Below are 20,179 nucleotides of genomic sequence, written 5' to 3' on the forward strand. Positions count from 1 at the left end.
CGCCCCCGATCGACCGGCCGGGTCGATCGGAAGTTGTCGCACCCGGCCGGTAGAGCTGGTATCGACCCGACGCAGTGGAGGGGGATCCGTGTCGGTCACCGACGACATGCGGGCGGAGCCCCGAGCCGGCGGGCAGGCGTCCGCACCGGCGCAGCGCGACGGGCAGTTCGACAAGACCCCACCCCAGGACGTCGCCGCGGAGCAGTGCGTCATCGGCGGCATGCTGCTCTCCAAGGACGCCATCGCCGACGTCGTGGAGATCCTAAAGTCGAGCGACTTCTACCGGCCGGTGCACGCCACCATCTTCGACGCCATCCTGGACATTTACGGCCGGGGTGAGCCGGCCGACGGGATCACCGTCGCTGCCGCCCTGGCCGACTCCGGCGATCTCGCCCGGATCGGCGGCGCCCCCTATCTGCACACCTGCATGGCCGCAGTGCCGACAGCAGCGAACGCCGCGTACTACGCCCGGATCGTCGGCGAGCGCGCGGTGCTTCGTCGGCTGGTCGAGGCCGGCACGCGGATCGTGCAGCTCGGCTACGGCACCGCTGCTGGCGGTAGCCGAGACGTCGACGACGTGGTCGACCTCGCGCAGCAGGCGGTCTACGAGATCACCGAGCGCCGGGTCAGCGAGGACTTCGCGGTGCTGGCCGACATGCTCCAGCCGACGCTCGACGAGATCGAGGCGGTCGGGGCGCAGGGCGGGGTGATGACCGGCGTGCCGACCGGCTTCACCGACCTGGACCGGCTGCTCAACGGCCTGCACCCGGGGCAGCTCATCATCGTGGCCGGCCGGCCCGGTCTGGGCAAGGCGCTCGCTCTGGACACCCCGCTGCCGACCCCGGACGGCTGGACCACCATGGGCGAGGTCCAGGTCGGCGACCAGCTGATCGCCGCCGACGGGCGGCCGACCACGATCACCGCCGCCTTCGACGTCCGGTACGACCGTCCCTGCTACGAGGTCGAGTTCTCCGACGGCAGCGTCATCGTGGCCGACGCCGAGCACCTGTGGAAGACCACCACCCGGGCCAGCCGCCGTCAGCCCGAGCCGCGACTCCGGTCGCACTGGCCGCAGTCGTCCCTGGCGAAGGTCCATGCGGTGGAGGTGGCCGCCGGTGCCGAGCCTCGGCGACTGGTCACCCTCGCGCAGACCCTCGAACTCGTCGGCCCCGAGTTCAAGAACGTGCTGCACACCGTCGCGCGTGAGGTCGGCGTCAACGGCCGGGTCAGCCGACCGGTCACCCGGGCGGGCGACACACGGAACTGGACGGCTCCGGGCTACCCGGCCGGCCCGCTTTTGACCAGGCTGCGGGAGCGCGCCGAACGCCCAGTCAACGCCGGTGCCCGGGTCCGGCACGACGGTGTCGTCACCACCGCCGAGATCGCGGCGACGTTGCGTACCGGCGGGGACGGCCGGCTCAACCATGCCGTCGAGAACGCCGCTCCGTTGCAACTGCCGGAGCGGGAGCTGCCGATCCCGCCGTACACGCTCGGGGTCTGGCTGGGGGACGGGCACTCCGACGCGAGCCGCTTCACCACCGCCGATCCCGAAATGGTCGAGCACGTCGTGCGGGACGGCTTCGCGGTGCGCCCGAGCGGCCCGCTGGTCTACACCATCGTGCTCCCCGAGGTGCCCGCTCCGGCCGACCGGCGTTGCGTCGACTGCGGCTCGTCCACCCGGGCGCTGCGGGAGAATCCGTCGACGCGGCGGTGCGCCGAGTGCCACGGCCGGCACGGATCGTTCCGCGCGCTGCTCCGGGCTCTCGGGGTGTCGCCGGAGAAGCACATCCCGCAGGAATACCTGCGGGCGTCGGAGGCCCAGCGACGCGCCCTGCTCGCCGGCCTGATGGACACCGACGGGACGGTCGCCCCCAACGGCAACCTGCAGTACACCTCGACGTCGAAGCGGCTGGCGGAGGGCGTCCGCGAGCTGATCGTGAGCCTCGGATACCGCTGCACGGTCAACGAGAAACCGGTACGCGGCCGCAGCGCCGCGTCGTTCATCGGGTACACGCTGAACTTCTCCACGCCCGACACGGTCTTCCGGTTGGAGCGGAAGCGGTCCGCCCACGCCGCACGGCGCCGGACAGCGTCCGACGTCCGGACCACCTCCCGTTACATCGTGGACGTGCGGCCGGTGCCCAGCGTGCCGGTCCGCTGCGTGACGGTGGACAACCCGGAGCATCTGTACCTGGCGGGCAGGGCGATGATCCCGACGCACAACAGCACCGCCAGCATGGACTTCGCCCGAAACGCGGCCATCCGCGCCAACCAGGCGGCGGCGATCTTCTCGCTGGAAATGAGCAAGGTCGAGATCGTCATGCGACTGCTCTCGGCCGAGGCTCGGGTTCCGCTGCACGTGCTCCGCAGCGGCCAACTTTCCGACGACGACTGGACCAAGCTGGCCCGCTGCATGGGCGAGATCAGCGAGGCACCGCTCTTCGTCGACGACACGCCGAGCATGAACCTGATGGAGATCCGGGCGAAGGCGCGCCGGCTCAAGCAGAAGCACGACCTCAAGATGATCGTGGTCGACTATCTCCAGCTGATGACCTCACCGAAGCGGACCGAGAGCCGCCAGCAGGAGGTCGCGGACCTCTCCCGTGGCCTGAAGCTGTTGGCCAAGGAGGTCGAGTGCCCGGTGATCGCGGTGAGCCAGCTAAACCGTGGCCCCGAGCAGCGGACCGACAAACGACCCCAATTGTCTGATTTGCGCGAATCTGGGTCAATTGAGCAAGATGCGGACGTTGTCATCCTGCTGCACCGCGACGACTACTACGACAAGGAGTCGCCCCGCGCCGGCGAGGCGGACTTTATCGTCGCCAAGCACCGAAATGGGCCTACCGACAGCATCACCGTCGCCGCCCAGCTGCACCTCTCCCGCTTCGTCGACATGGCGATCGTCTGAGCGTCGCCCGACGACGACCGTCCGGCCAGCAGCCCGTCGAGTTCCTGCCCGCGAGCGGGCGAGCGGCCCGGTGACAACGCCCGCGCCGATACCGGGCTGGCGGCGGTTCAGCCGAGCAGCGGGAACCACCCGGCGGCCTCGCCCAGCTCTGCGCGGTCCCGGTTCGTGAGCGGCTCGCGGCCGGCGGCCTTGAGCAGGTACGCGGCGTCGTCCCAGTCGCTCGGGCGGACCGCGTCGTCGCTGAGCAGCCCGTCCACCGTGGTCACCGCGACGCGGCAGGCGAGCGGCCCGGGCGGCGGCGCGTCGGGCAGGTCGAGCACCAGGTCCAGGTGGTGGATGACGGCCTCGGTGGTCAGCGTGGCCAGGAAGTCGGGTACGCGCAGCACGTGCCCCTGGGTGCTGACGCAGCCGGCCGGGTCGGCGGCGGTGGCGGCGCGCACGGCGGCGGGGGCGGTGTCGGACCAGAGCCGGACCACCCCGCTGGGGCGGTCGAAGGCGGCGGCGGAGCGGCGGGCCCACCAGGCGTGCCGGGCGGCGGCGTCGCCGTCCCCGCCGGGCGGGAAGGAACGCCAGTAGCTGACGTCGTCCACGTCGGGCGGCCCGTCGGCGGGGCTGGCCAGGGCGACCAGGGCGCGCTGGGCGTCGCAGAGCAGGTGGAAGAGCAGGTCGGCGACGAGCCAGCCCCGGCAGCGGGTGGGTCGTTGCAGGTCGGCGTCGTCCCGCCCGGCGACCACGGCGGTGATCCCCTCGTACGCCTGAGCGAGCGCCTCGTGCTGCGCGATCGACGTCATGAGGGGGAGCCTGCCACGGGCCACCCGGATCGGCAGGGCGGAAGGGCCGGGGCGGGTGCCCCGGCCCCGGTGCCGGTCAGCCGAACATCTCGTCGAGGAAGCTCTTGTGCTTCTTGCGCTTGTAGTGCCCGTGGTAGCCGTGGTGCTGCTGCTGGTGCCCGCTGTGGCCGTACGCCGGCTGCGGCGGGTAGGCCGGCGCGTGCGGCGGCGGCGCGGCCGGGTAGCCCGGCTGGTGCGGGGGCGGCGGCGGAGGCGGGGCGTACCCGCCGGCGACGTGGCCGGGCTGAGCCGGGCCGTGGCCCGCGGGCTGCCCGGGTGCCGGGGCGGCGTGCTGCTGGTTCCAGTTCGCCTCGGCCTCGAACAGCTTCTCGAGTTCACCGCGGTCGAGGAAGATCCCCCGGCACTCGGTGCACTGGTCGATGACGACTCCGCTGCGCTCGTACTGGCGCATGTCTCCGTGACACTTGGGACAGGTGAGCTGCATCGCTCGACCGTACCCCGTCGGCGCGAGGTTCAGGCGGTGGCGATCAGCGCCTCGTTGACCTCGTCGTCGGAGACCTCGTGGAAGTCCTCGTAGTAGGCGCCGACCGCGCCGAACTCCGGCGGGCGCTGGGCGCAGATCACCTGGTCGGCCTCGGCGGCCAGCATCTCGTACGCCTCCTGGGAGCCGACCGGCACCGCGACGACGACCCGGCGGGCGCCGAGATGGCGGGCGACCTGGACGGCGGCCCGGGCCGTCGCGCCGGTGGCCAGCCCGTCGTCGACGATCACGGCGGTCCGGCCGGTGAGGTCCAGCGGTGGCCGGCCGGCTCGGTACCGGGCCTCCCGGCGTTCCAGTTCGGCCTGTTCCCGGCGCTGCACGTCGGCGACGTCGTCGGGGCCGAGCCGGGCGGCGACCACGTCGTTGAGCACCCGGACCCCGCCGGGGCCGAGTGCGCCGAAGGCGACCTCGGGCGCCCAGGGCATGCCGAGCTTGCGGACCACCAGGACGTCCAGGGGCGCGCCGAGCCGGTCGGCGATCACCCGGGCCACCGGCACACCGCCCCGGACCAGCCCCAGCACGATGACGTCGGGTTCTCCGACCAGGCCGGTCAGCCGTTCGGCGAGCTGTCGGCCGGCATCCTCACGATCGCGGTAGGTGCTGCTCATGTCTCAGGTCTACGCCCTGGGGAGGGCCGGTGTCGGCGACTCCGGCGAAACGGTGGTCGGCTGTCCGGCCAGCGCGGGTGCCCAGACGAGCAGGGCGAGCGGGTAGAGCAGGTAGCCGAAGCGGGTGGTGGGCATCAGCAGGATGGCCACCAGCAGGCCGTATCCGCAGATCAGCGCGGTGGCGGTGGCGGTGCCGGGTGGGCGGCGCAGCAGTCGGAAGGCGATCGCCACGCCGGCGGCGACGAGCAGCGTCGCGGCGATCACCCGGCCGCCGGGCAGCCCGGTCGCGATCAGGTGCCCGGGGAAGGGGGACTGGGCGGGGCTGGTCACCAGCCCGTGGCCGAGCGGGAACCGCAGCACGTTCTCCACCAGCGCGTCCCGGTCGACCAGTACCGCCGGCACCAGGGCGAGCACCGGCAGGCCGAGCGCGCCGACGGCGACCCGGAGCCCGGCCCGCCGGGTGGCGCCCCAGAAGATCAGGACCAGGGCGACCGGCCAGGCGAAGAGCTTCAACGCGCCGGCGAGCCCGACCGCCACGCCGGCCGCGCCGGGCCGGCCGGCGGCGGCGCACGCCAGCGCCAGCAGGCAGAGCGCGAGTACGGGCAGGTCGTCGCCGCCGGTGGCGAGGGTGAGGGCGCAGATCGGCAGCACGGTCGCGGCCTGTACGCCGTGCAGCACCGCCACCGGGTGGGGGCGGCCCGCCGAGGGGCGGCCGGCGGCGCGCAGCGCGACCACCGCGACGGCCAGCGCCAGCGCGGTGACCAGCGCGAACCACACCCGGGAGTCGGTCCACCAGGCGTCCACGCCGGCCCGGGGCAGCCCGAACAGCGCCATCCCCGGCTGGTACGGCGTGTAGCCGAGCAGCCGTTCGTCGGCGGGGAGCGCGGCGATCGCGTCGGGCCCCAGGTAGGGGGTGCCGTGCTCGGCGAGCCGGATGCCGGCGTGCTCGACGACCACCACCTCCTCCTGAGCCCGGTCGGTACGCCCCGACGCCCGCTGGATGCTCTGGATCACCAGCGGCAGCAGGGCGGTGGTCGCCCAGGTCAGCGCGGTGACCGCCGAGCGCGCCGGCACCCCGGCCAGCTCGGGGCGGCGGCCTCGGAGCAGGAGCTGACCGGCGACCAGCAGCGCGGCGAGCAGGTAGCCGACGGCGGCGACGCTCCCCCAGGCCCGGTGCGGTGACAGGGTGGAGGTGGCGGCGGTGACCGCGGCGAAGGCGGCGGAGACCGTGTAGAGGCCGAGGTCGAGGGCGAGGCCGCCGGCGGTGGAGTCCAGGGCGCGCCAGGTGCGGGAGGCGGCGGTCACGCCGGCAAGTGTGGCAGACCCGTCGGCCGGCTCCGGCCGGGCTGGCGGCGGCCGGGGGCGAGGCGGATGACCGCGCCGGTGTCGTGCAGCGGCGGGACCAGGGTGCCGGGCCGGCCGCCCGAGCCGCGTTGCAGGGCGGCGAGGAGACTGCCGGACGGCAGCGGACGGGCGAAGAGGTGGCCCTGGCCGGCGGCGCAGCCCAGCTCCCAGAGCGCCCGGCGCTGCGGCTCGCTCTCCACTCCCTCGGCGACCACGGTGAGGTCGAGGCTGCGGCCGAGGTCGAGGGTCGAGCGGATGACCGCGGCGGCCTCCGCCGAGCCCTCCATCGCGGTGACGAAGCTGCGGTCGATCTTCAGCTCGTGCACCGGGATGCGGGAGAGCAGGGAGAGCGAGGAGTAGCCGGTGCCGAAGTCGTCCAGCGCCAGCCGGACGCCGGAGTCGCGCAGCCGGCTGAGCACCCGGTCGACCACGTCGAGCTGGCTCAGTGTCAGCGTCTCGGTCAGCTCCAGGACCAGCCGGTCGGGCGGGAGGTCGTGGGCGCGCAGCCGGGCCAGCACCGCGCCGGGGAAGCGGGCGTCGAGCAGGCTGCGTGGGGAGACGTTGACCGAGACCGGCAGGTCGAAGCCGGCCGCCCGCCAGCTCACGGCGGCGAGCAGCGCCTGGTCGAGGATCGCCTCGGCGAACGCGGGGAGCAGGCCGGAGCGTTCCACCGCCTCCAGGAAGCGCAGTGGGTCGATCATGCCGTGGGTCGGGTGGTGCCACCGGGCCAGCGCCTCCGCGCCGGTGACCTCACCGCTGGCCAGGTCCACGATGGGCTGGAAGTTGACGGTGAACTCGTGGTCGGCCACCGCCCGGGGCAGCTCGCCGCCGAGGGTGAGCCGGCCGAGGTCGGCGGTGTCGCGGGTCGGCGCGTACGTGGAGACCCGCTGACCGGCCCGCTTGGCCTGGTACATCGCCACGTCTGCGCGGCGCAGCAGCTCCGGCATGCCGCCGCTGGCCGGGGCCACGGCGATGCCCCCGCTGGCCTCGACGCTGATCCGCATGCCGTCGACGTCCAACGGCTGGTGCAGGGCGCCGATCAGCGCCTCCGCCCGGTGCGCGGCGACCGCCGGGGCGGGCAGTCCGCGCAGCAGTACGGCGAACTCGTCGCCGCCGAGGCGGGCCACCAGGTCCTCGGCCTGGGCGGCGGCCCGCAACCGGTCGGCGACCTGCATCAGCACCTGGTCGCCGGCGGCGTGGCCGAGGGTGTCGTTGACCTCCTTGAAGTGGTTGAGGTCGATCAGCACCAGCGCGGTCACCCCCTCGGCGTGCCGGGTGCTGAGCTGCTCGGTGCCGCGCTCCAGCAGTTGCCGCCGGTTGGCCAGACCGGTCAGCGCGTCGTGGGTGGCGGCGTGCGCGTGTTCGGCGGCCACCCGGGCCAGTTCGGCGTACGCCTGGGCGTTGCGGACGGCGGTGCAGAGCGCCGAGGCGAAGGTGCGCAGCGTGTACTGCTCCCGCTCGGAGAGCTGGACCGGTCCCCGGAAGCGCAGCCGCAGCACCCCCACGTCGGCGCTGCCGTCGTGCCCCTCCAACGGTGCGGAGACGGCGGAGCCCTGGACGCTGCTCGGGTTCCCGGCGGGCCCGTCGTAACCGATGCCACCTCTGGTACCCCGGACCGCGCGGGCGCCGTCGCGCAGCTCTATCTCGACCTCGTCCGCGGAGAAGAGTTCGGCGGCCTGGGTGACGGCGGTGGTGAGGACCGTGTCCAGGTCGACGACGTTCAGCGCGTCCGTGGTGCGGGCGAGGCGCTGCCAGGCCTGCTGCTCGGTGCGGGCCTTGACCCGGTTGGAGTACAGCAGGTGGAGGCTGAGCATCAGGGGTGGCACGGCGATGAGTAGGCGGCTGTCGCCGCGCAGGATGAGGAACGTCCCGAGGACCACCACCAGTCGGCCCATCGCAAAGGCGAGCCGGAGTTCCCAATCCTCCCGGAACAGTTCCCGTACCCGTTCACCGGAGGCGATCGCGATGACCGGCAGTGCGACCAGCTCGTCCAGCAGTACGGCGGTCAGATAGGCGACGGACAGCGGCAGGATCGTGGCCAGCACGCTCTCTTCGCCCACCTGCCAGCCGCTCGCGTGCAGCACCGTGCCCGCCGCCGTCGCCACCAGCATGTTCTTTCCGACGCCGAAGGCGGCCCGGATGGCGGGGATTCGAGCGAGGGTGGTCACCAGGACGAGGGCGCAGCCCGTGGCGAGGACCACGGTCGAGGTCGGGGCCACGGTGAGGCCGATGACGATTGCCGTCTCGGTCCACGCGATGTCGTGGTTGTTGGCTCTGATCCGGATACGCACCTTGACGGTGAAGCCGGCGGCGACAAGCGAGATCAGGGCCAGCCAGGTGACGGGGCCGACCCTGGGTTCGTCGTTGGCGAGACGAACGGCCGACACGATGGTGGAGACGGCCGCCAAAAAGACGACGAGACCGACTAGCGGCAGCAGCCGCCGATCGGTCCCATCACTCCGTCGTTGTGGAGTCACCCATCGACCTCATTCAGTAACCGATGGTTATGCGCTCCGCAAGCTTACTGCTCTCGATCTGGTTGCAGGACTTTGCTCAGGTCCATTCGTGCGATGTCATCATGACCCCCAGCGCCGTTGTTCTCGTGCACCAATGGGGGGAGCTTAAGGGACGGTTGGCACTCTCCTGCACTGATGAATGTCGGTATGCGCGATATCAGCGAAGTCGGAGTGATTTGTAACGTTGTGTCCACGAGCTAAATGCGGAGCGCGTACGCCTCGTACGTAGTCTTGCGGCAAATACCCGAGCCTTCGCCGGTCGCTGGCGCAGCACTGCCGTTTGCGAACCACCTTCAGTCTGACCTTGCGCGCTTCCGATTCCATCGACGGATCGGACCAACTCCTGGCTGCTGCAGGGTGACATGGACGGTATGCCGATCATCCGGGCAGGCAATGGGATGTGCAGGACTTGCATCGTCCCACCCGGTCCACTCTCTCGTAGAGTGACCATTCGAGCACGTGGGGAGGAGTCATCGAGGATCTGGTGGAGATTCGAGTCCTGGGTAATCTTGAGGCGCTGATCAAGGGCGACCGAGTAAACCTGGGCACGCCCAAGCAGCGGACCGTACTTGCCCTGCTGGTCATGCGAACCGGGCGACTGGTGACTGTAGAGGATCTGGTCGACGAGTTGTGGCCCGACGGTCCACCCCCATCCGCCGTCGCCAACGTACGCAGTTACGCCGCCAGCCTCCGTCGGGCGTTCCGGGCCGCCGATAACGGAACCGATCTCCTTATCCGAGAGGGCGGTGGCTACAGGTTGGGCGTCGCCCCGGAGCGCATTGACCTCATGCGTGCGTCGACCGAGTTCCACCACGCTCGGGAAGCCGCCCGAGGTGGCGACCCTGATCTGGCGGTGGCAAGTCTCACCCGCGGGCTGGATCGGTGGCGGGGCGAACCATTCGCCGGACTACCGCTCGGTCCGGTGCTCGCCGCACGACGGACACAGGCCGAGGAGGAGCGCCTCGATGCCGTTGAGTTCCTGGCGGAACTGCATCTCGCCTCGGCCCGACCGGAGAGGGCCATCCCGCTGTTGCGTGAACTGGTGAGCATCCATCCGATCCGGGAACAGGCTCAGCTTCTCCTGGTACGGGCGCTACGGCAGTCCGGCGACGTGACCGGCGCCATGTCGGCCTACCTCAACGCCCGGCAGGCCCTGCTGGAGCACCTAGGCATCGAGCCGGGGCCGGAGCTGCAAGAACTCCATCGGGACCTGCGGAAACGGGAGCCGGTAAGTGCGTCGGATGGTTCAGGCGCGGTGCCCGCCGGGGATCGTCCGTCCGTCAGCTGGCTACCACGCGCCGTACCGGACTTCGTCGGTCGGGACGAGATGGTGGTTCGGATCCTGAAGGAGGTACCGCCTCCCGACGGGACCGATCCATCGATCCAGGTGATCGACGGCATGGCGGGCAGCGGCAAGACATCCCTCGCCGTCCACGTGGCTGCCCGGCTCGCGAATCGTTACCCGAACGGACAGCTCTTCACAGATCTGCGCGGGCATGCCGACGATACGCCCGTCACCCCGGCGGCGGCCCTGGTGACGCTGCTCCGTCAGCTCGGGGTGCCCGCCGGGCGGATACCGGCGGAGCTCCCCGAGCGGGTGGAGCTCTGGCGGCGTCAACTGGCCTCTCGGCGGGTCGTCGTAATCCTCGACAACGCCGCTGACAGTCGGCAGGTGGAACCCCTGCTGCCGGTCAGGGGGGACGTTCTCGTCATGATCACGACCCGCCGTAGGCTGCTGGCCTCGGGCGGCCGGCCACCGGTGTCGCTGCCTGTGCTGTCGGAGCAGGAATCCCTCATGCTGCTGACAGCGGTGGTGGGAGCTGAGCGCGTCAAAGCGGATCCCGCCGGGGCGGCGGAAGTCGCCCGACTTTGCGGGCACCTGCCGCTCGCCATTCGACTGGCCGGCACCCGGATGGCGCACCGGCCGTCCTGGCTCATGAAGGACATGGTGCGTCGGCTCACCGAACAGCCCCACCTCCTACCGCAGTTCAAGGCGGAGGACAGCACGGTGGTGGACGCTTTCGCGGCGTCTTACGAACCACTGGACGAGCGCGCAAAGAGGGTTTTCCGGACAATCGGCCTGCACTCCGGGGACCACCTCGATGTGGCGATGACCGCCGCATTGACAGATCTCCCGCTTCAAGATGCGGCTGACGTGCTGGACGAGTTGGTGGACCGTCACCTGGTGGAGGAGGTCAGGAACGGTCGTTACCGACTCCACGACCTCATGCGCCGGTACTCCGTCCAGCTTGCTCTCCATACCGATCCCACGCCGAGGCGACGGGACGCGGTCGAGGGTCTGGTGGAACATATGGTGCATTCGGTCGCACGGGTGGTCGAGCCACTGGAATCCGGCAGACTGCGCGGTCAGCTCCGCCTCTCCGATCCGTCACGGCCGGACCTACTGTCGGTACGCCGACCTGGCGATCTTGAATGGATCGAGTCGCAGCGTCACAACATCGAGGCGCTGGTGCGCCTGGCCGGACAGCAGGGGCTCGACCGCCTGTCATGGCGGTTGGCCCGATCCGGATGGCGGTTCTTCTACCTGCGTGGTTACTTCGATGACATTGCCGCCACTCATGGCGCGGGACTGGCAGCGGCTCGACGGCTGGATGACCGCGCGGCGGTTGCCCTCATGCACAACTACCTGGCTTCGGCCTGCGTCCGCACGGGTTCCTACCGGGAGGCACGCGGTCACTTGGAGGAGGTCGTGGCGATCCGGGTGAGCCTGGGCGACAGAGACGGCACCAACCAGGCCCGGGTCAACCTCGGTGTGGTCTTCTGGCTGATGGGACACCTCACCGCCGCGCTCGACATTCACCTTGCGCTCCTGCGGGACAGCACGATGGACAGCATGTTCTTCCTGCCCAACGTGGGTCTGATCCTACGCTCACTGGGCAGGTACGACGACGCTATGGCGGTTCACCGGCTCAATCTGCAGATCGCACGACATCGACAAAACTACTTCCACATCTCCAACGCCCTCGGTCACCTGGGCGGGGTGCGGTATCGGTTGGGGCAGGACCGGCAGGCTGAGCGGCTGCTGCGGGCGTCGTTGGCGCTGCGGGAGCGCACCGGCAACGGGTATGGCCGTGCCGAGACGTTGAACGATCTGGCTGGCACGTACCGGCAACTCGGCAGGATGGACGAGGCGCTGAGCCACCACGCCGCCGCCCTGGAGACGGCACGCGGTTCGGGCGAGCGTCAGGTGGAGGCCGAGGCACTCAATGAAATGGCTTGCACGCTTGCCCAACTCGGGCGGGTGAAGGAGGCGACCGAGACGCGGCGGCAAGCGCTGGCACTCGCGACCGCCATACGTCATCCGTACGAGCAGGGGCGGGCGCTCGCTGGCCTGGCCGACCATCTCGAGTCGACGAAACCTGCTGAGGCTCGGCGGTACCGGCAGCGGGCGTTGATGATCTTTGACCGGATGGGCGTGCCTGAGCGATTTGAGGTGCGCCGCCTTCTGGATCCCAAGGGCAGTGCGAGCATTGCTTGAGTTGCCCTGTCACTGCTTATCGGTTTCTTGTCGCCGCCCTCGATAACGTCCCGCACGTCGGTGAACGGGGGAGGTGCTGGCCGTGTCAGGACCAGACCGACGATGCCCCCGTGCGTCACGGTTTTCCCAGCGACGGTGACGGACGGGTAGGTGAGGGAGGAGTACGGCCAGGGCACCCGGCTGTGCTCCTCCCGAACTCGTGGTGCGTCCCGGTCGTACCCGGCGGATAGGCTGCGGTCGTGACCGATCCCGCGCAGCTCACCCACGTCGACCCGGCGGGCGCGGCCCGCATGGTCGACGTCTCCGCCAAGCCGGTCAGCGGCCGGCTCGCCGTGGCCGCCGGCCGGTTGCGCACCACCGCCGAGGTGGTCGACCTGCTCCGCCGCGACGGCCTGCCCAAGGGCGACGCGCTGGCGGTCGGTCGGCTCGCCGGCATCATGGGCGCCAAGCGCACCCCCGACCTGATCCCGCTCTGCCATCCGATCGCGCTGCACGGCGTGACGGTCGACCTGCGGCTCACCGGGGACACCGTCGAGATCACCGCCACCGCGCGGACCGCGGACCGGACGGGCGTGGAGATGGAGGCGCTGACCGCCGTGGCGGTGGCCGGGCTGGCCCTGGTCGACATGGTCAAGGCGGTCGACCCGGCCGCCTCCGTCGACGCGGTGCGGGTGCTCCGCAAGGAGGGCGGCAAGACCGGCGAGTGGGTCCGCCCGGAGGATCGGCCGTGATCCGGGCCCGGGTGGTGGTCGCCTCCAACCGGGCCGCCGCCGGCGTCTACGCCGACACCAGCGGCCCCCTGCTCGTCGCGGGCCTGCGTGAGCTGGGCTGCGCCGTCGACGAGCCGGTGGTGGTTCCCGACGGCGAGCCGGTGGGCGAGGCGTTGCGCAGCGCCCTGGCCGACGGGATCGACGTGGTGCTGACCAGCGGGGGCACCGGGATCACCCCCACCGACCGGACGCCCGACGTGACCCGCGCGCTGCTCGACTACGAGATCCCCGGCATCGCCGAGGCGATCCGGGCGCACAGCCGCGACCGGGTCCCCACCTCCGCGCTGTCGAGAGGGCTGGCCGGGGTGGCGGGCCGGATGCTCGTGGTCAACCTGCCCGGGTCGACCGGCGGCGCGCGGGACGGCCTCGCCGTGCTCGGCCCGATCCTCGTCCACGCCGTCGAGCAGCTGCGCGGCGGCGACCACTGACGCCCCGGTCCGGAGTCCACGGCGATAGGCTCGCCCGGTGAGCGCGCGGACGTGACGCGCGCACCGCAGTCGGTGAACGGAGGCCCCCGGTGAGCACGGAAACCGCCGCCGCCGCGGCACAGGTCGCGGCACCGCCGCCGGCCGGTTGGGAGGAGGCTCGCTCCCGGGTGTACGCGGTCGGCCTCGCCGCCGCGCTCCCCGCGGTCCGGCGGCCGCTGGCCGACACCGACGGGCACACCCTCGCCGAGCCGCTGACCACGCGGACCGACCTGCCCGCCTTCCCGACCTCCAGCGTCGACGGCTGGGCGGTGCGTGGCGAGGGCCCCTGGGACGTCGTCGGACGGGTGCTGGCGGGCAACACCCCGCCCCCGCTGACCGCCGACGGCACCACCGTCGAGATCGCCACCGGCGCGATGGTCCCCGAGGGCGCCACCGCCGTGCTCCGGATCGAGGAGTCGAGCCGTACCGCCGACGGACGGGTGACCGGCACGCCCCGGCCCCACCCGGAGTGGCGGGAGCCGGGCGAGGAGGCGTACGCGGGTGAGGAACTGCTCCCCGCCGGCACCCCGGTCGACCCGGCGCTGATCGGCCTGGCCGCCTCCTGCGGCCACGATCAGCTGGCGGTGCGCCGGCAGCCCCGGGCCGCGCTGCTGGTCTTCGGCGACGAGCTGCTGACCGCCGGCCCGCCCGGCGCCGGCCGGGTACGCGACGCGCTCGGCCCGGCCGTGCCGGCCTGGCTGCGCCGGTACGGCTGCCAGGTGCGCTCCTCCGACGTGGTCGGCCCGGTGGCGGACACCCTCCCCGCCCACGTGGCGGCGCTGCGGTCCGCGCTGGCCAACGCCGACCTGGTCTGCACCACCGGCGGGACGATGCACGGTCCGGTCGACCACCTGCATCCCACCCTGGAGGCGCTCGGCGCGGACTACGTGGTCAACACCGTGGCGGTCCGGCCGGGCTTCCCGATGCTGCTGGCCCGGCTCGCCGGCGCCGACGGACGGGTCCGCTTCGTCGCCGGGCTGCCGGGCAACCCGCAGTCCGCGATCGTCGCCCTGGTCTCGCTGGTCGCGCCGCTGCTCGCCGGGCTGACCGGCCGACCGATGCCGGTGCTGCCGCACGCCACGCTCGCCGAGCCGGTGCCCGGTCGGGGCGACTACACGCATCTGGCCCTGGTCCGCCTGGACCGGGCCGCCGGCACCGCCCACCCGGTGCGCCACGTCGGCTCGGCGATGCTGCGCGGGCTGGCCGGCGCCGACGGGTTCGCGGTGATCCGTCCGGGCACCACCGGCGAGGCCGGGGCGCGGGTGCCGGTCGTACCGCTGCCGCTGCTGCCCGGGGAGCGCTCGTGGTGACCGCCGACCCGACGGTGGCCGTCCTCGCGGTCACCGACCAGCCGCTCGACCTCGCCGCGCACGAGGCCGCGGTCGCCGACCGGCGGGCCGGCGCGGTGGTCTCCTTCCAGGGCGTGGTCCGCGACCACGACCACGGCCGTCGGGTCACCCTGCTGGAGTACGAGGGCCACCCGAGCGCCGCCGACGTGCTGCGCGAGGTCGCCGCCGAGATCGCCGCCGAACCCGAGGTGTACGCGGTCGCGGTGTCGCACCGGGTCGGCCGGCTGGAGATCGGCGACGTGGCACTGGTCGCCGCGGTCAGCACCGCGCACCGCGCTGCGGCCTTCGAGGCCTGCGCCCGTCTGGTCGACGAGGTCAAGGCGCGCCTGCCGATCTGGAAACGCCAGGTCTTCACCGACGGCACCGAGGAATGGGTCAACTGCCCCTGACCGCTCCGGCCCTCATGATCCGGGCCGGTGGCGGTCAGCGGCGGGCGGTGGTGGCGGTGCGGGCCAGGCGGTCGGTGTAGAAGGCCGGCTCGGCGCCGGGGCGCCAGGGCAGCGCGGCGACCAGCACGATCAGCGCCAGCGCGAGGGAGTTCTCCATCAGCGCGCCGAAGAGCCCGTCCTGGTAGTGCGACACCTCGGGAAGCTGGTGCTCGTACGGCCAGATGGGCGAGACGAGGAAGAGCAGGTAGAGCCCCGCCGCCGCGACGGCGTGCCGCAGGCCGGTCAGCGTCGGGTACCAGATCGGCGGGCGCAGCCCGTTCACCCCGGGCGGCCCCCCGTACGACGACGCCTGGCCGGCGCGCGCCGCCAGGCCCCGGCTCGCCTCGCGACGGCGTACGGCGGCGTCGGCGAGCACGACGATTGCCGGGATGACCCAGACCAGGTGGTGCGTCCAGGAGATCGGGCTGATCACGTTGGCGGTCAGCCCGACCAGGGTGAACGCGGTCAACTCGTCGCCGTCGGCCCGGGCGGTGGCGGCGCGGGAGAGCCCCACGGCCAGGATCAGCACCGAGAACGACAGCCAGAGCAGGCCGGGCGTCTCGATCGAGTCGTAGAGCCGGGCGAGCAGGCCGGCCAGCGACTGGTTGGGGGTCATGTCGGCCGCGCCGACCCGCTCGGTCTGCCAGAGCACGCCGCCGAAGTAGGCCCGCGATTCCGTACCGACCAGCGCGAACGTCCCCAGCGTCACGCCGATGGTGGTGCCGACGGCGGTGGCCGCCGTCCGCCACTGCCGGGTGATCAGCAGGTAGACGATGAAGAGCGCCGGGGTCAGCTTGACGGCGGTGGCCAGGCCGATGCCCATTCCGGCCCACGCCCCGCTGTAGAGGAAGCGCACGAACGGGCCGTCGGCCGGGCGGCCGTGGGTGCCCCGCCGGGACCGCCAGCGCAGCCCGATCAGGTCGGCCATGATCAGCCCGAAGAGCAGCACGTTGACCTGGCCGTACCCGAGGGTCTCCCGGACCGGTTCGATGGCGACGGACATCGACGTCGCGATGCCCACGGTGAACCAGAGCGGCCAGCCGAGCCGGTCCACGATCGGGCGCAGCAGCGCGGCCAGCACGAGAGCGAGGGCGGCGATGCTGCCCGCCGCGTTGATCCAGCCCGCCGCCTCGACCGGCAGGCGCGCCATCGGCAGCATCATCAGGCCGGCGAAGGGCGGGTAGGTGAAACCGAGGGTGGTGGTCGGCGCGATGAACTCGTACAGCTCGTGACCGCTCGCCCACCACACCACCGCGCCGTGGTAGATCTTCATGTCGAAGAAGTTGTACGGCCGCCCGAATGCACCGATGGCGAGCCATGCGGCATAGGCGACGGCGGCCACGATGCCGGTCCGTACGACTGTCCTACGATCGATCCCACGCGTTGCGCGACGGACTGGGGCGAGGCGGTCCAGCCGTCTACCGACGATCGCCGGCATGGCGTGGCCACCCCCGTACCAAGGTCGTCCTACCCGTCCAGGTCCGGTACGGAGCCTAGAACGGCGCCTCACGTTGATGCCTCCCGCGTTATGCGACCGTGTCCGATCCCACACATGTTTTTGACATTTCCACCGCGTTAACGGCAGTGGGGTGGTTCAGGTAATTCGCGGCCTTGCGGGGGGTGATGGCCGTATTGACGCAGGTCAGCCCGGAAGTCGCCGGGCCGTGGACGCGGAGAGGGCGGCGATCCGCGCTTCCCGACGGGCGGTACGCACCGCGCGGGTCACGGAACGTCGAGAGTGACCGATGCGATGGCCGGCCCGCCAGCGCAGACCCGGCTTTCCCTCGGTGTCGGCGGCGGCGAGCAGCAGGCCGCCGAAGAGCCCGAGGTTCTTCAGGAAGTGGACCTGGTTGTTGTTGCGCGTCGCCGGGTCGTCGTTCTTCCAGAAGGGATGTCCGGCGATGGTGACCGGCACCAGCGTGCCGGCGAGCACGAGCGCGGCCGGCCGGGTGAACCTCCCGGTGGCCAGCATCAGGCCGGCGGCGAGCTGCACCGCCGAATTGGCGCGGACCAGTGTGGTGGTGTCGGTGGGAAGCTGCGGCGCGACGTTGGAGATCAACGGTGCGACCCGGTCGGTGAGCGGCTGGGCGGCCGGCACGAGGCGCTCGGGGTGCTGGAAGTTGCGGACCCCGCTGATCACGAAGATTCCGCTCAACATGACGCGGGCGAGGGAGCGCACGGGTTTCATGGATCAGTCATACCCCGTCGGGGCGTCCGCTACCCCGGCAACGGCCGATCCGGGACCTTCCGACATGGACGTGACGCCACGCCGATTCGAGCGACCGTTGCTGATGGACGTGCTCCGACCGGTAACGTCGCGCGGGTGACGACCCTGCGGCTGCGACCCGAGGACCCGGCGGACATCGCCCCGGTCCGCATGGTGCTGGCCGCCGCCTTCGCCCGCCCGGACGCGGCGGTCCCCGGCGAGGTGGCGCTCGTCGACGAGTTGCGCGACAGCGACGCGTGGATCCCGGAGCTGGCGATGGTGGCTGAGTACGGCGGCGAGGTGGTCGGCTACGCCCTGCTCAGCCGGGTCTTCGTACAGTCCGACGACGTCCGCGCTCCGGCGTTGGCGCTCGGGCCGGTCGCGGTGGCCCCGCACCGGCAGCGGGTCGGCCACGGCACGGCGGCGGTGCAGGCCGGGCTGGACGCCGCGACGGAGCTGGGTGAGCGCCTGGTGGTGGTGCTCGGCGACCCCGCGTACTACCGGCGCTTCGGGTTCGTCCGGGCGGACCGAATGGGACTGACCAGCCCGTGGTCCGGTCTGGGGGAGCCGTGGCAGGCGCTGGCGCTGCCGCCGAGCACCAGCGGCGAGGGACCACCGCCGCGCGGTGAGGTGGTGTTCCCGGCCCCCTGGTCCCGCGTCTGACCGCCACCGGCGCCCGTCGACGTGACCGGTGGTGCGCCGGGTGCCGCCGCAGAAGCCGGCCCGGCCGGCGGTGGTCAGGCGGGTTGGGTGCGCAGGTAGCGGCCGAAGTGCGGGACGGTGAAGGCGACCGTGCCCCGCTCGCCGGAGTAGATCAGGCCCTTCTTGATCAGCGCGTCCCGGGCCGGGGAGAGGCTCGCCGGCTTGCGCCCGAGCGCCCGGGCGATCTCCGCGGTCGGCACGGCCGCGTCCATGTCGTCCCGGCCGCCGCCGTCGGCCTCCCCTTCCACCAGGGACAGCGTCGCCATCGCGCGCATGTACTCGCGCTCGGCCGGGGTGGCCCGCTCGAACCGGGAGCCGAAGAAGCCGACCGCCAGTTCGGCCTCCGCCTCGGGAGCGGCCACCCGCACGTCCGCCGCGGTGATCGGCGAGCGGGGCGCGTGGTCCCAGGTCGCCTTCCCGTACGCCTGGACGAAGTAGGGATAGCCGCCGGACTTCTCGTAGAGCAGGTCGAGGGCCTTCTGCTCGTACTCGACCTCCTCCCGCTCGGCCGGCGCGCAGAGCGCCTGGTCGGCGGCGATCCGGTCGAGGCGGTCGATCCGCTGGTAGCGGAACAGCCGTTCGGAGTAGGACTTGGCCGCGCTGAGCACGGCCGGCAGGTGCGGCAGGCCGGCGCCCACCACGATCAGCGGGGCGCCGAGCTGGGACAGCTCGTGGCAGGCGGCGCAGAGCGCGGAGACGTCCTCCGGGCCGAGGTCCTGCATCTCGTCGATGAAGACGGCGATCCCGGTGCCCACGTCGGCGGCCACCCCGGCCGCGTCGCTGAGCAGCTCGACCAGGTCGATCTCGATGTCGCCGGAGTCGGCCCGGCCGCTGCTCGCCGGCACGTCGATGCCGGGCTGCCAGCGGTCGCGCAGCTTGGGGGCGGCACCGCGCCCGGCGGGCGCGGAGCGCTGGGCGAATGCCTTGAGCACGCCGAGGAAGGCGTCGATCCGGTCCGGGGCGCGGTGCCGGGGAGCCAGCTCGCGGACGGCCATGTGCAGCGCGGCGGCGACCGGCCGGCGCAGTGACTGGTCCGGCCGGGCCTCGATCTTGCCGGTGCCCCAGAGATGGTTGATCGCCTGCGAGCGGAGGGTGTTCAGCAGCACCGTCTTGCCGACGCCGCGCAGCCCGGTGAGCATCAGGCTGCGCTCGGGGCGGCCCCGGGCGATGCGTTCCAGGACCACGTCGAAGACGTCCAGCTCCCGGCCCCGGCCGGCGAGCTCGGGCGGACGCTGGCCGGCGCCGGGGGCGTACGGGTTGCGGACCGGATCCACGCATCGCAGAGTATCGGGCCGTCTAGCCGGGGGACTAGAGATGCATAGACGGAGCTACCGGCGTGTCTGCGCGCCTCGACAGCAATCTTGCCCTGTCTAGCATGGACGCTAGACAGGGCAAGATTGACCTACTAGGAGTGTTTCCGCAGGCAGAGCACGTAGTCGAAGAGGTCGACCGGGTTGTCGTGCACGTAGTTGACCGTCGACCTCGGCGAGAGGGTTCGGCACCGCTGCCCGTCCGTGGTCGCCGGGATTCGCAGCAGCACCTCGAACGTGTCCGGGCCGCAGGGCACCTCGCGCAGCTCGGCCTCCTCGTCCGTGCCGTCGTTGACCACGCAGTCGCCCACCGCCACGTCGATCCCCTCCGCGGACTCGGCGGTGCTCGGGTCGGTGCCCGGCTCCTCCGGCGCCGCCGCGGACGGTTTCGCCGAGGTGACCACCGTCGGCGACGGCTCGTCGGCGCTGGTCGCCCGCCACACCGCGAAGCCGGTCAGCCCGAGGCAGGGGCAGAGCAGCAGGACCGCGACCAGCCCGATGACCAGGGCGATCCGGCCGCCGTTGCGCCGGGGCGGGGGCGCCGGCGGCGGCGCGTACCCCGGGGGTGGTGGCGCGTGGAACTGCGGGACGGGCCCGGCCGGCGGGAACGGCCCCGGCGGGGGGTACCCGCCGCCCGGGGCGGGTGGTGGCGGTCCGACAGGGCCGGAGGTGGGTCGCTGGTACGGGTCGTCCGGCTGACCGGGTGGTCCGAAGGATGCCATGTCTTCCCCAGGGGTGGG

The 20,179-nt window shown here is 72.3% G+C and carries 16 protein-coding genes; 7 read left to right on the top strand and 9 right to left on the bottom strand.

What is annotated here, in order from left to right; translation table 11 throughout:
- The first annotated feature begins 88 nt into the window (after positions 1 to 88).
- Positions 89 to 2,908 carry a replicative DNA helicase gene (gene dnaB, locus ACTMTB_RS08150; protein ID WP_441143736.1) on the top strand — a complete coding sequence of 940 codons (2,820 nt, stop codon included), beginning with the start codon at positions 89 to 91 and terminating at the stop codon, positions 2,906 to 2,908.
- 107 nt (positions 2,909 to 3,015) lie between these two features.
- Here dnaB and ACTMTB_RS08155 read toward each other — a convergent pair whose 3' ends face one another.
- From ACTMTB_RS08155 to ACTMTB_RS08175, 5 genes are all read right to left on the bottom strand, one after another.
- Entirely contained in the window at positions 3,016 to 3,699 is a 684-nt protein-coding gene (locus ACTMTB_RS08155; protein WP_441143738.1) for a maleylpyruvate isomerase N-terminal domain-containing protein, read from the bottom strand.
- Positions 3,700 to 3,775: 76 nt separating this feature from the next.
- Positions 3,776 to 4,183, bottom strand: coding sequence for a zf-TFIIB domain-containing protein (locus tag ACTMTB_RS08160; RefSeq protein WP_441143740.1), 408 nt, complete (start codon positions 4,181 to 4,183; stop codon positions 3,776 to 3,778).
- 29 nt (positions 4,184 to 4,212) lie between these two features.
- Positions 4,213 to 4,848, bottom strand: a complete 636-nt coding sequence (locus tag ACTMTB_RS08165) for a phosphoribosyltransferase (RefSeq protein ID WP_154941091.1) — start codon at positions 4,846 to 4,848, stop codon at positions 4,213 to 4,215.
- 9 nt (positions 4,849 to 4,857) lie between these two features.
- Positions 4,858 to 6,153, bottom strand: a complete 1,296-nt coding sequence (locus tag ACTMTB_RS08170) for a glycosyltransferase 87 family protein (RefSeq protein WP_441143742.1) — start codon at positions 6,151 to 6,153, stop codon at positions 4,858 to 4,860.
- On the bottom strand, positions 6,150 to 8,669 hold the full coding sequence (locus tag ACTMTB_RS08175; protein ID WP_441143744.1) for a putative bifunctional diguanylate cyclase/phosphodiesterase: 2,520 nt from the start codon (positions 8,667 to 8,669) through the stop codon (positions 6,150 to 6,152). Before ACTMTB_RS08175 ends, ACTMTB_RS08170 begins: the two co-directional genes overlap by 4 nt.
- A gap of 523 nt (positions 8,670 to 9,192) precedes the next feature.
- On the opposite strand from ACTMTB_RS08175, the gene ACTMTB_RS08180 reads away from it, so the two are divergent.
- The 5 genes from ACTMTB_RS08180 (at position 9,193) to ACTMTB_RS08200 (ending at position 15,182) form a co-directional block, all read left to right on the top strand.
- Positions 9,193 to 12,207, top strand: coding sequence for a BTAD domain-containing putative transcriptional regulator (locus tag ACTMTB_RS08180; RefSeq protein ID WP_441143746.1), 3,015 nt, complete (start codon positions 9,193 to 9,195; stop codon positions 12,205 to 12,207).
- A gap of 239 nt (positions 12,208 to 12,446) precedes the next feature.
- A complete protein-coding gene (moaC, locus tag ACTMTB_RS08185) occupies positions 12,447 to 12,938 on the top strand; it encodes a cyclic pyranopterin monophosphate synthase MoaC (protein WP_154941095.1) in 492 nt (163 codons plus the stop codon).
- A complete protein-coding gene (locus ACTMTB_RS08190) occupies positions 12,935 to 13,405 on the top strand; it encodes a MogA/MoaB family molybdenum cofactor biosynthesis protein (protein WP_280839102.1) in 471 nt (156 codons plus the stop codon). The genes moaC and ACTMTB_RS08190 overlap by 4 nt, the downstream gene beginning before the upstream one ends.
- A gap of 89 nt (positions 13,406 to 13,494) precedes the next feature.
- Positions 13,495 to 14,754 (top strand): molybdopterin molybdotransferase MoeA, encoded by a 1,260-nt coding sequence (locus tag ACTMTB_RS08195; protein WP_441143749.1) that lies wholly within the window; start codon positions 13,495 to 13,497, stop codon positions 14,752 to 14,754.
- A complete protein-coding gene (locus tag ACTMTB_RS08200; RefSeq protein WP_088964329.1) occupies positions 14,751 to 15,182 on the top strand; it encodes a molybdenum cofactor biosynthesis protein MoaE in 432 nt (143 codons plus the stop codon). The genes ACTMTB_RS08195 and ACTMTB_RS08200 overlap by 4 nt, the downstream gene beginning before the upstream one ends.
- Positions 15,183 to 15,216: 34 nt before the next feature.
- Here the strand turns inward: ACTMTB_RS08200 and ACTMTB_RS08205 are convergent, their stop codons facing one another.
- Positions 15,217 to 16,659, bottom strand: a complete 1,443-nt coding sequence (locus ACTMTB_RS08205) for a glycosyltransferase 87 family protein (RefSeq protein WP_441143751.1) — start codon at positions 16,657 to 16,659, stop codon at positions 15,217 to 15,219.
- Positions 16,660 to 16,863: 204 nt separating this feature from the next.
- The gene (locus ACTMTB_RS08210) at positions 16,864 to 17,409 is read right to left on the bottom strand and encodes a DoxX family protein (RefSeq protein ID WP_280839098.1); all 546 of its coding nucleotides are present in this window, start codon (positions 17,407 to 17,409) and stop codon (positions 16,864 to 16,866) included.
- A 135-nt stretch (positions 17,410 to 17,544) separates the two neighbouring features.
- Between ACTMTB_RS08210 and ACTMTB_RS08215 the strand changes: the two genes are divergently transcribed.
- Positions 17,545 to 18,090: a GNAT family N-acetyltransferase gene (locus ACTMTB_RS08215; RefSeq protein WP_441143754.1), complete on the top strand. Its 546-nt coding sequence runs from the start codon at positions 17,545 to 17,547 to the stop codon at positions 18,088 to 18,090.
- Positions 18,091 to 18,164: 74 nt separating this feature from the next.
- Here the strand turns inward: ACTMTB_RS08215 and ACTMTB_RS08220 are convergent, their stop codons facing one another.
- Complete coding sequence (locus ACTMTB_RS08220; protein WP_441143756.1) at positions 18,165 to 19,403, bottom strand: AAA family ATPase; 1,239 nt, start codon at positions 19,401 to 19,403, stop codon at positions 18,165 to 18,167.
- A 131-nt stretch (positions 19,404 to 19,534) separates the two neighbouring features.
- Positions 19,535 to 20,161: an LppU/SCO3897 family protein gene (locus tag ACTMTB_RS08225; RefSeq protein ID WP_441143758.1), complete on the bottom strand. Its 627-nt coding sequence runs from the start codon at positions 20,159 to 20,161 to the stop codon at positions 19,535 to 19,537.
- Positions 20,162 to 20,179: the final 18 nt, after the last annotated feature.

The organism is Micromonospora sp. L32 (assembly GCF_052068055.1).
GTDB classification, from domain to species: Bacteria; Actinomycetota; Actinomycetes; order Mycobacteriales; family Micromonosporaceae; genus Micromonospora; species Micromonospora purpureochromogenes.